Origin of the sequence: Candidatus Vicinibacter proximus (assembly GCA_016713905.1) — a bacterium.
Classification (GTDB): domain Bacteria; phylum Bacteroidota; class Bacteroidia; order Chitinophagales; family Saprospiraceae; genus Vicinibacter; species Vicinibacter proximus.
Genome location: JADJOE010000003.1, coordinates 307,737 through 322,382 on the forward strand (window position 1 = coordinate 307,737; position 14,646 = coordinate 322,382).

At 37.7% G+C, this 14,646-nt stretch carries 8 protein-coding genes; 3 read left to right on the forward strand and 5 right to left on the reverse strand.

The window, feature by feature from the left end; genetic code table 11:
- The 3 genes from IPJ83_09810 to IPJ83_09820 form a co-directional block, all read right to left on the reverse strand.
- Positions 1-2,118, reverse strand: a complete 2,118-nt coding sequence (locus tag IPJ83_09810) for a S46 family peptidase (protein MBK7880833.1) — start codon at positions 2,116-2,118, stop codon at positions 1-3.
- Between the two features lie 113 nt (positions 2,119-2,231).
- A complete protein-coding gene (locus IPJ83_09815) occupies positions 2,232-5,744 on the reverse strand; it encodes a hypothetical protein (GenBank protein ID MBK7880834.1) in 3,513 nt (1,170 codons plus the stop codon).
- A 72-nt stretch (positions 5,745-5,816) separates the two neighbouring features.
- Positions 5,817-6,380 carry an inorganic diphosphatase gene (locus tag IPJ83_09820; protein MBK7880835.1) on the reverse strand — a complete coding sequence of 188 codons (564 nt, stop codon included), beginning with the start codon at positions 6,378-6,380 and terminating at the stop codon, positions 5,817-5,819.
- A 117-nt stretch (positions 6,381-6,497) separates the two neighbouring features.
- On the opposite strand from IPJ83_09820, the gene IPJ83_09825 reads away from it, so the two are divergent.
- Entirely contained in the window at positions 6,498-6,968 is a 471-nt protein-coding gene (locus IPJ83_09825; protein MBK7880836.1) for a nuclear transport factor 2 family protein, read from the forward strand.
- A 46-nt stretch (positions 6,969-7,014) separates the two neighbouring features.
- Here the strand turns inward: IPJ83_09825 and IPJ83_09830 are convergent, their stop codons facing one another.
- Together IPJ83_09830 and purL are read right to left on the reverse strand one after the other, a co-directional pair.
- Positions 7,015-8,115 carry a TlpA family protein disulfide reductase gene (locus tag IPJ83_09830; GenBank protein ID MBK7880837.1) on the reverse strand — a complete coding sequence of 367 codons (1,101 nt, stop codon included), beginning with the start codon at positions 8,113-8,115 and terminating at the stop codon, positions 7,015-7,017.
- A gap of 15 nt (positions 8,116-8,130) precedes the next feature.
- The gene (gene purL, locus IPJ83_09835; GenBank protein ID MBK7880838.1) at positions 8,131-10,353 is read right to left on the reverse strand and encodes a phosphoribosylformylglycinamidine synthase subunit PurL; all 2,223 of its coding nucleotides are present in this window, start codon (positions 10,351-10,353) and stop codon (positions 8,131-8,133) included.
- 360 nt (positions 10,354-10,713) lie between these two features.
- Between purL and IPJ83_09840 the strand changes: the two genes are divergently transcribed.
- Together IPJ83_09840 and IPJ83_09845 are read left to right on the forward strand one after the other, a co-directional pair.
- The gene (locus IPJ83_09840) at positions 10,714-12,984 is read left to right on the forward strand and encodes a T9SS type A sorting domain-containing protein (protein ID MBK7880839.1); all 2,271 of its coding nucleotides are present in this window, start codon (positions 10,714-10,716) and stop codon (positions 12,982-12,984) included.
- 5 nt (positions 12,985-12,989) lie between these two features.
- On the forward strand, positions 12,990-14,645 hold the full coding sequence (locus IPJ83_09845) for a T9SS type A sorting domain-containing protein (GenBank protein MBK7880840.1): 1,656 nt from the start codon (positions 12,990-12,992) through the stop codon (positions 14,643-14,645).
- The last annotated feature ends 1 nt before the right edge of the window (position 14,646 follow it).

Consider the following 14,646-nt stretch of genomic DNA (forward strand, 5'->3'; position numbering starts at 1 on the left):
CTATATTTTCTGCTTTCCTTTTTTATTGTTTTTTGGATGAACCAACCTTAATTCTGAAAGGATGTGATCGGCGCCCGCAAATTTGTCTATAATGAACAAAACATAACGGGCATCTACCATGATGTTACGACAGATTCGTACATCATAATTTATATCACTCATGGTGCCTTCCCACACCCGGTCAAAATTTAAACCGATGAGATTGCCATGTGCATCAATGGTAGGGCTTCCGGAATTTCCACCTGTAGTGTGATTCGATGCAATAAATGCCAATGGCATTTTACCTTTTTCACCATAAATGCCAAAATCTTTGCTTTCAAACAAACTACGAAGTTTTGGATGCACATCAAATTCATAATCTTCCGGAATATATTTTTCCATTACGCCATCTAAATAGGTTTTAGGAAGATAGGTGACGCCATCTCTTGGTAGAAAGCCTTCTACTTTTCCATAGGCAACTCTTAACGTGGAATTCGCATCCGGATAAAATTTTCTTTCTGGAAAAACTTCCATGAGTGCAGCCATATGCTTTCTTCTTAAATCGGCAATATTTTCTTCATGCTCTCCTGCTCTTTTTTGAATGCCATTGATCAGAAAATAATTGAGTTCTTCGTAAAATTTCCAAACCGGATCCGACTGAACTCTGTTTATCCATTGCGGAAATTCCAATGAGCTTAGTTTTTTTAAACTATCGGATGACGTGAATGCACTGTTGGTGTATAAATGTTCAGTGAAGGCCTCATAATCGTTTTTAAAAACGCCCAGCTGCTCTCTTAGATAAGGGACGAGCAATTCCTGATCTACTCCTTCCACTACTGTCTTTAAAACGTTTTTAAAAATTTCCTTTTCAACCGATATGTCCACATTCTTAAATATTGCATCGGCAGAATTAAACATTTCGTTTCTTTTGCTTTTGAATATTTCTTCACCACGGCCTTCATACACTTCAGAAAGTTTCCTTATTCTGCTGTAACAATTGAAAAGGTCAATGTTTCTTTGAAATCCTTCTGCATAATATTCTTTAGCAAGGGCCATTGGTTCAAGCAATTGATATTGCTTTTCTAAATCGCTTACCAAAGATCTGTAATTAGCCCAATTAGGATTAGCCTGTACCCTTTTATTAAATTCGTCATCCGTTTTTTGTTTTCTTTCCAAACCATTGGTAAATTTTACTCCCTGACTTTCACCTATCCATTTCTTCCAATAATTTGCAATTCCGGCATAAATAGCAGAATACTGAATTTTAGTTTTAACATTGCTTCTCATGTATTTATCCATAATTTTCAAAACCTGGTCGCGGATCTTTACCCTGACCGGATTTTGGACTTCTGTGATTTGACGCACTCCTTCTTTAGTAAGATATTCATTAGTTCTTCCGGGAAAACCAAATACCATAGTGAAATCACCAGCCTCCACACCATCCAGAGAAATGGGTAAGGAATGCTTAGGGATATATGGGACATTTTCTTTTGAAAATTCTGCAGGTAAATTATTTTTTCCGGCATAAATCCTGAAAATAGAAAAGTCACCAGTATGTCTTGGCCATACCCAGTTGTCTGTATCAGCGCCAAATTTTCCAATAGACTCAGGCGGGGTGCCCACTAATCTGACATCCTTGTAAGTTAAAGTGATGAATGCAAAAAATTGATTCCCATTATAAAATGATCGGATGCTCACATCTTCATATGATTTTTTTTGAATACTTTTAAGAAGTTCATTTTGGTTTCGGTCATAAATCAATCGGCGTTGATTGTCTTTCATGTCTGGTGTAATGTTCTTCAACATCTCTTTGGTAACATCATCAATTCTTACAATTAAAGTCGCAGTTAATCCCGCACATGCCAATTCAGAATTATAATCTTTTGCCCAATACCCATCTTTGATAAGATTTTTTTCAACGGATGAATGGGATTGAATGTAACTAAATCCACAGTGGTGGTTGGTTAAGATCAACCCTTTATTTGAAATGATTTCTCCGGTGCATCCTCCTCCGAACTGAATAATGGCATCTTTTAAAGAACCCTTATTCACACTGTAAATATCTTCTGCATTTATCTTCATCCCCATGGACTTCATTTCTTTTTCATTCAGAGTCTTAAGAAATTGCGGAAGCCACATTCCTTCTCCAGCAATCAGACTTTGTCTGAAGGAAAATATAAATAATGCAATGATTATTATTACTACCTTGAATCCTTTCATTTTATTCGACTTAGTTTCTTAGTTATATTTTTTTATTTGGCTACTTCAAATTGTAGTTCCTTAAATTCATTTTTAGTCCTGATCATTAACTTGTACAATCCTGTTGGATATCCCTTAAGGCTGATGCTATATTCTTTATTATTCCAAAGGACTTCCTTGCGGGACACTGACTGGCCGCTTAAGCCAATAACGTCTATGGTGAAAGTTTCCTTTGGAATTTTATCAAAATGAATAGTCAGATTTTCGGTAACAACAGTAGGGTACAGGTAGGTTTTTTCTAAACTTAGTTGATCTGTACTCGTAGTGTTGTTGACTACGATTAAATCAGATTTATATATACAACCAACTGAATCGATAACCAACACTTCATAAATCCCCGGACTTAGATCTTCAAGGTCTTTGGTAACGCCAATTTCAAAATTTTCCTTGAACCATTTATACGAATAAGGTGGAGTGCCTCCTGTGACATTTAAAGTTATCTTTCCTGTATTGCCTGCTGTATGGGTGACCTGTGGGGTAATGGAGATTTTTTCAGGTTCTGAAATTTGAATTTCAACTTCAGACTTACAATTAATGGAATCCATTGCAGTAACTTTATAAACACCACTGGCCAATTGACTGGAATGTGTGGCAATGCGAGGATCAGAATAGAAAAATACAACCGGGTGAGTGCCACCAATTAATTTCAATTCTATCTTACCTGTAGAGTCTCCGTTGCATTTAATGTCTTCTTTCGTATAACTTAAATCAGGGGATATAAATTTCTTTATGAATATTGAATCTGAGCCGGCACAACCTGTGAGTGTATTGAGAATGGTAAGTTTGTAAAGACCTTCCTGTCGGATCGCTGCAACTATACTGTCAGATAAAATAATCTGATTTAAGGTCCAGGTTTGTTTGAAGTTCTTGTTAGGATTCTGATGACTCAATAATATTTCCTCATGTCTGCAATCCAATGATGGGAAATCCGATTTAATTTTTGTCACAGGATTTGAATAAACTTGTACAACCAAAGTGTCGGATCTGTTGCATCCTGAAGGGGAAAGATAATCCAACACATAGATTCCGGCTTTGGAAAAGGTATTGATGGTTCCCAGATCAAAGATATTGTTCATTGAAATAACCGTATCCAATCCAAATGGTCCAATCCATTGAAAGGTGCCGGTGAGTTGATCCTGATTGCATTTTAGTTTCAAGTTTTGTCCAAGACATACTTTTATGGTATCCACATCCCCAAATGGAGCTCCTGAGGCGCTTGCCTGCACGCCAATTTCCGATGGGTAACATTCTGGAAGTTCAATAGAATAAAAACCTCTGCCATAAGTGGAGATATACATTTTTCTTGTAGGTCTGTGGATATCAATATCTGTCACTGATGTGTTTGGCAATCCAACGCCATAATATTTCCAATTGAAATTGTTGACATCCGTATAAAACACGCCAATGTCCGTACCCACAAATAACAAATTGGAAGTTTCATCAAAAGTGGCACAAAGCGCTGGTGTGTTTACAAAATTTTTGGTGACATTCCCCCATGTTTTCCCGCGGTCTTTGGATTCCATCACTTTAATGGTCCCCAGTCCACCTCTGGTGATCCAAATTCGGTTGGTATCTTTTGGATGAAACTCTATTCCTGTAACATCCAGAGAAAGCGGGACAGTAGTTTTGTCCCAGTTTTTTCCATAATCTCTGGTATGATAAACTATGTTGCTGTAGGATGCCAGAATGGTGTTGGTATCCACAGGACTTACGACAACATTCCGCAGATCTTTGTCTTCGCCTCCTGTTAAATTTTTACTGAGCGCAACAAAATTATTTCCCCGGTTATGACTAACAAATACTTCGTGATACCCAATCACAAATGTTTTAGGGTTTTTTGGATTTAAAGCAAAGGGTGTAACCCATTGCCCTTGAGGATCACCCGGAACATTTACAGAAATTTCTGTTAGATCATAAAAACCATTTGTGGTTCGGTAAACCGCTGTGCCACCCCAGTACTCCGTATAACCTATGTTTGCATTTGTTGGGTCAATTAGTTGCCACATGGCATCACCACCATTTGTGTTTCCCCAATTTCCATTAGATCGCCTGATATAACCACCATTATCCTGACTTCCACCAATAAGTACGGCCGGCGTAGAGTTAGATACTGCCATTTTATAAAATTGAGTGATGGCAAGGCCATTGACCAATTCAGTCCACTTGTCTGTGTTCTCATCGTATTTGTGAACACCGCCATCATTGCAAAAATATAGATCTTGTTTTTGTTTGGGATGTGTGGCAACATAATGATGGTCTGCATGAATTTCAGGATACTCTGTTCCTCCATGCCAATGAGTGAACTTATTCCAGCTTACTCCGCCATCATTTGATTTGTACAAGACTACATAGCCACAATACATGACGTCTGCATTTTGTTGACTGAAACACATCACCAGATTTTCCGGCATATCCGAAATAAATTTAAAACTGGTTCCAGCATCCTTGGATAGAAAAAACTTTTTCGCCCCATCTATGCTGGCATTAACGCCAAGATAGGATGGTGCGGCAAGAGTGACTGCAAGTTTGAGAAATGATTTTTGTGTAGCAAAAGAAGAAACTTGATTCCAATTCTGACCTCCATCTGTGGATTTTAAAATTTCACAGCTACCCCAATAATCATTAATTGCCGCGTAGACAATGGAGGTATCAGTAGGATGATATTTTACATCAGAAAAATTTTCATTTCGAAGTTTTATCCAATTTGTACCACCGTTAAATGTTTTATAAAGCCCATTATTTGTCGCAGCAATCAGGATATTTGAATTTTTAGGGTTCATTTCCAATCCAAATAATACTTTGTTGTCTGTTAGTTTCCAACTTAGACCTGTTGCTTTCCAGGTGACCCCACCATCGGTAGATTTATATACACCTAGGCCATATTGCCACCATCCTTCCTTTTCGCCCAGGCTGATAAATATATTATTTGGATTTTTCTGGTCCACAATGACTACACCCACTGGTTGTTGTGGCAAATCTTCCCCTAAGGAAACGTAATTTAATCCTCCGTTGGTAGTTTTCCAAAGCCCACCATTAGGTGCAGATACATAAAATGTACCAGGCTGGGTTGGATGAAAATCGATATGTGTGGTTCGACCCATTCCCCAATATCCACCGGTGTTTCTTACAGGCCCTTCATGCTTCCAGTTTTTTTCTTCGCGTGAAGTTTGTTGCTTGGATTCCTTCCTCACCGTTTTATACATTTCATGTTGACGACTGATGTCCGGAAAACTGCCATCTTCATTTAACCGGTCACGCCAATACCAGGCCCAACGCTCCAATCTTAGACGTTCATTATCCAGGAAATCTTTTTTAGATTTTCCTTTTCTGTATAGATCTCTGAACTCCTTTTCTTCTAATTTATGGCGCCTGATCATCTTATCTGCCTTGCGGTAGATGTCATTAAAATTCTTTCCTTCTTCAATATATTTTTGAAGCGACTGTACCTGAGCAAATAATATATTATTAAAAAATATTATAAGTATTACATAAAAATATCTTACCATCCTTACTAATTTCCTTCAAATATAGCTCAAATCGCAGGATTTGAGAATATCGATTGTTTGTGGAAATTCAATTTAACTTATCAGATATTTTTGCTCATATCTCATCAGGCATTGCTCAATTAAATGGACAGCCATTTCAAGATTTTCAAATCCAAAAAAATCAACTTTTTTATTTTCTAATACGGTGTATTGTTCAAAAAAATGTTTCAATTCATTTTTTAAATGTTCCGGCAAATCAACCATTGATTTGAGGTGACTTAGGGTTGCATCTTTATCCGCTATTGCAATTATTTTATCATCCGTTACGCCTTGATCATTCATTTTAAATGCGCCGAGTAATCTGCACAGCACCATACATAAAGAGGGGAGTGGGGAATGAGACAAAACAAGAATGTCCAGTGGATCGCCATCTTCACCGAGTGATTTTGGAATAATTCCATAGTTCATGGGATATTCTACGGAGGCGGCTAGAACCCTGTCTAATTTAATCAACCCGGATTGTTTATCAATTTCAAATTTTGATCTTTCTCCTTTTGGTATTTCAATAATTGCATTGATAAGATTATTTTCCCAATCTGGATCTACTCCATGCCATGGATGGCTGCTTTGTATTTGAAATTTAATTGCCTTACCCATTTCCCAAAATTTATCATAAAGATATTAAGGAAGCCGAATAAATATATTTATTACCTTTAAAATGGAATATATATTTTATGCATTCTATTAAGGATTTGACACGGAAAAATTTAAAACATGGAGACCAATTGTTCTGTAATTAATTCACTTTATTCTGCTTTAAAATCAAAGGACTTTGAAAGATTGAAAATTTTCTATTCTGAGCAATTGCATTTCTCTGATGAAGTCTTTGATGCGCTAAATTATACACAGACTTTATCTATGTGGACCATGCTATTGAGTAGAAGCAAAGATATATTTATTGAATTTGGGGAAGTGGAATGTTCAAATCAAATCGGCAGTGCAGTTTGGAAGGCTCACTACATCTTCACCCCTACAGGGAGAAAAGTGATCAACGAGATTCATGCACGATTTGAATTTAAGGACGGTAAAATTGTGCACCACAGGGATTATTTTAATTTTTATAGATGGGCAAGGCAGGCTTTTGGGTGGAAAGGGATTTTGCTTGGCTGGATGCCTTTTTTTAAAAGTAAAGTTCAGCGTAACGCAAAAAAATCTCTTGACAACTACATGAATAAAATAAGGTAAAAAAAAAGCCCCGGTTTACCGGGGCTTTTTTTTCTAAAAGATATTACTAAAGTAATTTTTTAATTTCTTCTTCCAAATTATCTCTTGGGTCAATGGCTGCAATCTTTCCCTCACGATCCACGAGGAATGTTTTTGGAATTGCCCGAACGCCATATGAGGCTGCTGGTGCACATTCCCATTTTTTTAGATCGCTAACATGCGTATCCCAACTCAATCCATCTTTTTCAATTGCACCTACCCATGCGTCTTTAGCACGTTTGGTGAATTCCTGAATTTGACCTTCATCGCCTAGTTGGGATTTAGTTCTGCTGTCTACACCATCCAATGAAACACTGTACACCGTAAATCCTTTTGCCTTATACCTGTTGTAAACATCCACAACATGCGGGTTTGCCCTTCTGCATGGACCGCACCAGCTTGCCCAAAAGTCAATCAATACAACTTTACCTTTCAAGTCGGATAATTTGAAGGTTTTTCCGGCAGGAGAAGGAAGGTTGATGTCCGGGGCTTGCATACCCACCTGAATACTTTCCTGTGCTTTTTCCTGAGCTGCGGCTTGTTCAGTTTGAACAACAAAACTTTCGTACGACTTTGTAAATTCTGATTCCGGATACTTTTCTTTTAAGAGCGCAATTACCGTCTTGTGTTGTCCAATAAATTCAGGCCTAAAGCCTAATAGTTGGACCGCAAGCAGACCTTTTGATAAAGGGTGAGTGGCTTCATCAATTTTTTTCTGTGCCATCTCAATAGTTACCTGTCCTGTCATTAAATCTTTTAAGGAGTTAACCACTCCTTCCGCGGCAGGGGCCCCTTTAAGTTCGTATTTACCTTGATTCACATCTGCAAGTGTACCGGAAAATTCAACTTTCTTTTCAGTCCCATCCAGTACAAAAATCAACTGGCTTTGGCCCATTTTGATCCGGTAAAGACCTGGTTTAGGAACTTCCTTTAAGGCAAATCCGAATTTTCCGCCTGCCATCTTTTGATTGTCAACTGGGACAGAAGTGTTATCCAAACCAATTCTCTCCAGACTTACATTCATGTCTCCTCCATCTGAAAAATCACCATTTATTTTTACATCATTGGAACATGATGTTAAGAAAACGATGCTTATAAAAATCCCAAAAAACTTTACTAGCAATTTCATTTATGTCGATTTTAATTAATTTTCCATTTTTAGACCAAGTGCTTTTTGATACAAATCAGCATATTCTTTTAGTTCACCAAATACCTGGCTGTCAATTACCAGTTTAGAGGCATTAACTATACCCAACTCATGTACATCAACCCCATGCTCTGCAAAAAACGCAAGAACTTTGTTTTTGTTTAATGGCTTACAACTGACAATAACCCTTCCCTGACTCTCCCCAAAGAGAAAAATATCCTTGCGGTATTGCTCAGGCACTTTTATGTCAAAGCCAATTTGTCCTGCCATTGCAGACTCTGCAAGGGTTATAAACACCCCACCTTCCGAAACGTCGTGGGCAGATTCGATTAAACCATCGTGAATCGATTCTCTGACCGCTTTTTGCATATTATACTCTTCGGTCAAGTTAAAATAAGGCGCTGGAGAAAGGTCGAATCCATGTATGTGTACCACGTATTCACTATAGCCAATATGATTATTTTGTCTGCCAATAAGAAAAATTAGGTCTCCCTCCGATTTAAAATGGATGGTCATCATTTTTGAAGCATCATCCAGAATGCCCAGCATGCCAATGGTTGGCGTGGGATATACGGGTTCAATCTTATGGTTTATGGTGCTTTGATTGTAAAAACTAACATTTCCCCCGGTTACGGGTGTATCGAATTTTAAACAGGCATCTCCCATACCTCTTAAGGCATGCACGAACTGATAATAAACTTCCGGATTATATGGATTCCCAAAATTCAAACAATTGGTTATGGCCACTGGCAAGCCACCCGAACAGCTAATGTTTCTGGCACATTCTGCAACCGCAATCATAGCCCCTTCATAAGGATCCACATGAACATAAGCAGAATTACAGTCCACACTGAGGGCAAGAGCTTTCTTGGTTCCTTTGACGCGAACAATTGCAGCATCAGAGCTAACCACCGAGGTCATGGTTCCGGTTCTTACCATGCGGTCATATTGTTCAAATATCCAGGACTTGGATGCGATGTTTGGTGTAGAAATCAATCTTTTGGATATCGAAACCAAATCGTCCGGTTCAAGAATCATGGAAGGAGAAAATTCGTCGACTTTATCCATATATGCCGGACGTATCATTTCTCTGTCATAAACCGGTGCGCCCCCTCCAAGTACCAATGCATGGGCAGGAACATCGGCCACCTTTTCACCATGCATAAAATATTCTAATCGCCCGGTATTGGTAACCTCTCCAATCTGAACACATTCAAGATCCCATTTATCGAAAACCTTGAACAATTCATTTTCTCCACCCTTCTTACACACAATGAGCATTCGTTCCTGAGATTCAGAAAGCAAAATCTCAAATGCTTGCATTTTTGCCTGTCGGGTAGGAACCTTGTCCAGCCATATCACCATACCGGTTTTAGACTTTGCCGACATTTCTGAGGTAGAACAAGTAATTCCGGCAGCTCCCATATCCTGCATGCCTACTATTTGACCTGTAGCAATAGCTTCCAGACTAGCTTCGAGCAATAATTTTTCTTGGAACGGATCGCCTACCTGCACTGCAGGAAGGTCTTCCGATGAATTCTCTGATAGATCTGCGGATGCAAATGTAGCGCCATGGATGCCATCCTTCCCAGTGGAAGAACCGACAATAAAGACCGGATTGCCCGGACCATCGGCACTTGCAGAAACGGTTTTACCTACTTCAACAATCCCTACGGACATGGCATTAACTAAAATGTTTTGATTATAACATTCGTTAAAATAAACCTCACCACCTACCGTAGGTACACCAAAGGAATTTCCATAATTGCCAATTCCCTTTACGACCCCTCTGATCAATTTTTTTGTGTGCGCAAGGTCTGGATTTCCAAACCTTAAAGAATTCAAAGCCGCAATGGGTCTTGCCCCCATGGTAAAGATATCCCTATGTATTCCACCTACTCCGGTTGCTGCTCCCTGATAGGGTTCAATGGCTGAAGGATGGTTGTGGGACTCAATTTTAAATGCACATGCCAACCCATCGCCAATGTCCACCAGTCCGGCATTCTCCTCTCCGGCTTCCACCAGTAGGCGACTACCTTTACGGGGAAGTTTTTTTAAGTACTTTATTGAATTTTTATAAGAACAATGCTCAGACCACATCACTGAAAAAATACTGAGTTCAGTAAAATTGGGCTGCCTTCCGAGAATTTCAACAATCTGATGATATTCAGATTCAATGAGTCCTAGCTTTTTTGCGATTTCAAGATCAGGTTGTTGCATTTAAAGTGATTTTCAAGCCGCAAATATAGCTAATTCTGCTTATATATAGAAGGTTTGCCTATTCCGGTAGGTATAAGATTTTACTTTATAGCAATGTTCCCTCATTGATCTGCCATACTTCTAATAATAATTGCCATAAGAATTTGATTCATTGGAGGCATTTGACTATGGATATTTTTTTATTTGAAGACTTTTGCTTCAAATGAAAACAAAAGCACCATATAAAAATCTGACTTTTTTTAAAATGCCCTTTTCAATTTTAAAAATCCTGATCCATTCAATGAGCTAAACACTTTGACAAAATGTTAAACCCTAAAAGCAAATTTTAATTAGCTTATATTTACATTTAAAATAACTTAAATGCTGGAAAGAGGATTGGTGATATTTGGATTCATTTGGATTTGTTCGATAGCGGAAGCACAGAGTTTAGAGCGGCTGGACATTCCCTTTTTGTACGGTGGAAAAAATATTCAATATGCCACTACAGGTGGCGTTAATAATGTTCAATTTAGTCAGGGTGATTTAAATTTTGATGGCACTCCGGATTTAATCTTGTTTGATCGGAACGGAGACGTATTTATGCCTTTTCTGTATAATACTAAAATAGGCCGTTATGATTTTACACCATCCATCGTAAAAAATTTTCCAAGAGTAAGGGATTGGGTTATCATGAAGGATTTTAATAAAGATGGCATTATCGATATTTTTTCAAGTTCATTCAATACACAAGGGCCAGCAGGTATTGAAGTTTATAAGGGATTCCGGATTGGGAACGAACTTAAATTCAATATAGTGAACACCTATAATTTTATCAATATTCTGATGTGGCCAACCGGTGGAAATAAATTTACGCAGATTCCTGTAGATTATACCGATTTGCCAACCATCGAAGATATAGATTCCGATGGAGATTTAGATATTTTGGTTTTCTCTCCGGGAGGAACCCGTGTAGAGTTTTATAAAAATATTGCAATAGAAAGAGGCTGGTCCCTCGATTCGTTAAAATATGTTTTGGAGGATAATTGTTATGGAAATTTTTCTGAAGGTGGTTTTACCAGTGATATTTTTCTAAGTGGCAGTCCGGATACTTGTGCATCTGGATTGATTAAAAATTCTAATGCCAAACGTCATTCTGGTTCCACATTATTGACTCTGGATCTGAATGGAGATCAGCTGCAGGATCTTTTGGTTGGCGATTTATCTAATCCACATCTGATCGCGTTGTATAATGGTGGGACCAAGACCAATGCCTGGATGAATCTTCAGGATAAAACCTGGCCATCGGAAAATATTCCGGTTGACATGGTGATCTTTAATGGAGCGTTTGAAGTAGATGTTAATTTGGATGGAAATAAGGATGTTGTCGTTGCACCAAACCAACGATTTTTGGCACTCAACACCAACAATATTCATTATTATAGAAAGTTCATAGATAATGGAAAAATTAAATTTAATCTGGAAAGTAAAAAATATTTGGTGGATGAAATGCTAGATTTTGGAGCATCCGCTTTTCCATGTTTTGTCGATTACAATCAGGATGGTTTATTGGATTTATTGGTAGGAACGGAGGGTATTTTTCTTCAGGGTAACACTCTTGAAGCTAGCATGGTTTTATTTGAAAATAAGGGGACAAAAAACATTCCCGAATTTCATTTGGTAGACAGCAATTATCTGAATTTTAAGAGATTTAGTACAGGGCAAAATCCTAGTTATAATTTCGCACCAACATTCGGTGATCTTGATGGAGACGGTGATCTGGATATGTTGGTTGGAGAATATAATGGCTCTTTTTTTTATTGTGAAAATATTGCAGGTCCCGGAAATAAATTCAATTTTAAAAATCCTGTTTATGCATTTCAAAATTTAGAGGTAAAAGGTTTTAGCGCGCCATGTTTCGTCGATTTGAATAGGGATGGGTTATTGGATATAGTGGTTGGTTCTTTAACCAGTAACAATAATTCAAATTTTGAACCTTGCGGAAGCTTTTATTATTTTCAAAATCAAGGTTCAAAAACAAGCCCCTTTTTTAATCCTGATCCAAATTTATTACCCAACACACAATGTCTGGGTGGCGTGATTATGGATGGTATAGGCTCAAAGGTAAATTCTTCCCCGGTTGTCTTTGATTTTGAAGGCAAGTACAAATTATTTGCTGGGGGATTTCTTGGAAGGACATTAGTCTGCGGAGATATGGAAACCAATATTTATAATGATTTTAAAATCGAATTCACCGATTATGGCAACCTAAGAGAAGGGGAAAAAACACATCTTTCCTTAGCAGATATTGACAACGACGGCGTTCTGGAAATGGCTGTTGGAAATCAACGAGGAGGGTTTGCCATTTTTAAAACAACATATCTTACCAATGGAAACCAGGTTTCTAACAAGGATCTGGATAAGACAGAATTCTTTATTTACCCGAATCCTGCAAATGATTTTATTATTTGTGAATTGGAACAATTCATGGATGGAACCATCAGCATTTATGATATCCAGGGTAAATTGAAATGGATGGATGAATTTAAAAATCAAAAGTTGATTCAGGTAAATATTTCACTTACACCAGGACTTTATATGGTAAAATTAACTGGTCATAATGTGCAAAAATTCAAGTCTCTAATAATTAAATAGTCTATATGAAAGGAATACTTCTGCATCTTTTTTCAATTTCATTTTTATTGCTTTTTACAAAATTAGCATCAGGGCAATCCGTGTATCGTTTTTCCCCACTTCAGAAGAATGTATTAATAGATGAAGTGGTTGAATTTAGTTCCCCCAGTCCTGCTATTTCAAGCACATTGCCGCCGGCAATTCTGGCTTTAAATTTTCACATTAATGACCAGAATGAGGCAGGAGGAATTTTGTTAAAATTTAATGAAAGAACCGAATGTACCCAATCCATTTTACTTACAGTAAAGGATGGTAATATACAGTTAAAGGATCAGATCCAGGTAGGAGCGGATCTCATTGTACTGGCAAATTACTTTTCAAAAGTCAACCAAAATACTGGTGTATTCATTGCAAGAATTAATATGGAAACTAAATTGGTGATTTGGTCCCAGCTATTTGGCTCAGGTCATCCGATAGATACCTATAGCGCAGCAGACATGTATTACTCTAGAGGATTTCTATATGTTCTGGCCAATAAAAGTACACTTGTAGGCCCCACCTCCAGAGATAGAATGTCCATCTGGAAATTGTCAGAGAATGGAGAATTGTCTTTTAGTTTAACCATAAACAACGACAATAAAGGGGATGTTGATTTTGGCACCTCGATTGCAATCACGCCGGATAATAATATACTAGCAGTCGGATTAAGTACACCCATAAATAGTTCTGTTGGTAAGATTGTAATGTGCAAATTATCTTTGTCAGGGCAGTTACAGTTAACACGAGATCTAGTTTTTAAAGATGTAAATGGTAGAGTTCAAAGACCGGATTTTCCATTTCTGGACATAAATACCGGGAATATTCATATTGGATGTCAGGCAGTACTTGAACGATCAGACCAAGGTATGATATTGATTACCATGTTGGATAGTGATTTAAATCTGCGGACCTGGAGAGACTATAGCCCCAAAATACACATGGAGGACTTTAAGATTGGTGGTGGCAAATTTCTTTTATCGGGACAGGAACCTGTTACTAATGGTGGGACAGGATATGGCATGGTGGGCATAAATAATTTAAATGCTATTCCGGAAATTATAGATTATTACAAAACAGGATTTGAATCTGTAAGTATAGCAACCAGTTCTTCCATTGTTTATCACAATGCCTGGCAACAATATTTGATGGCTTCAAGGCCAAATAAGTCATCCGAATCTTTTGTGAATATTGTAGAAAGAAAGAACGATTTAAATGGTTCTTGTGCTGAACCATTTACATTTTCCGTAACCAAAGATGAAGTGACAGTAAATGACATTGGCGTTTTGCATGCAGATAGTTTGATGCTGGGGAAAGAGCCTTTTGATTTTGATTTAACAGACATCAGTTTTGCAAGGGAAACCATTTGTTTGAAAACCGGAATAAATGAAAATACTGAAGCAGAGTTTATTCTTTCCCCAAATCCCGCAACAAGATTTTTAAATGTGACGCATGACTTTGAAAACTGGCAAGATTCCAAAATTTATATTTATGATTTGTTTGGAAGAGTGGTGTTCGTACAAAGTTTATTTAGCGAATCAGAAAACCTGGACATTTCAAGCTTGGAAAATGGTCTTTACTTAGTAAGCCTACAAGATGAAAAGCTCCGGAAAAAAGTTGTGAGGAGATTTTTAAAGATGGATTAAT

Coding starts and splice junctions, on each gene's coding strand:
- IPJ83_09810 (MBK7880833.1), bottom strand. CDS start 2,118: ATGTGGCTTCCGCAATTTCTTAAGACTCTGAATGAAAAAGAAATGAAG.
- IPJ83_09815 (MBK7880834.1), bottom strand. CDS start 5,744: ATGGTAAGATATTTTTATGTAATACTTATAATATTTTTTAATAATATA.
- IPJ83_09820 (MBK7880835.1), bottom strand. CDS start 6,380: ATGGGTAAGGCAATTAAATTTCAAATACAAAGCAGCCATCCATGGCAT.
- IPJ83_09825 (MBK7880836.1), top strand. CDS start 6,498: ATGGAGACCAATTGTTCTGTAATTAATTCACTTTATTCTGCTTTAAAA.
- IPJ83_09830 (MBK7880837.1), bottom strand. CDS start 8,115: ATGAAATTGCTAGTAAAGTTTTTTGGGATTTTTATAAGCATCGTTTTC.
- purL (MBK7880838.1), bottom strand. CDS start 10,353: ATGCAACAACCTGATCTTGAAATCGCAAAAAAGCTAGGACTCATTGAA.
- IPJ83_09840 (MBK7880839.1), top strand. CDS start 10,714: ATGCTGGAAAGAGGATTGGTGATATTTGGATTCATTTGGATTTGTTCG.
- IPJ83_09845 (MBK7880840.1), top strand. CDS start 12,990: ATGAAAGGAATACTTCTGCATCTTTTTTCAATTTCATTTTTATTGCTT.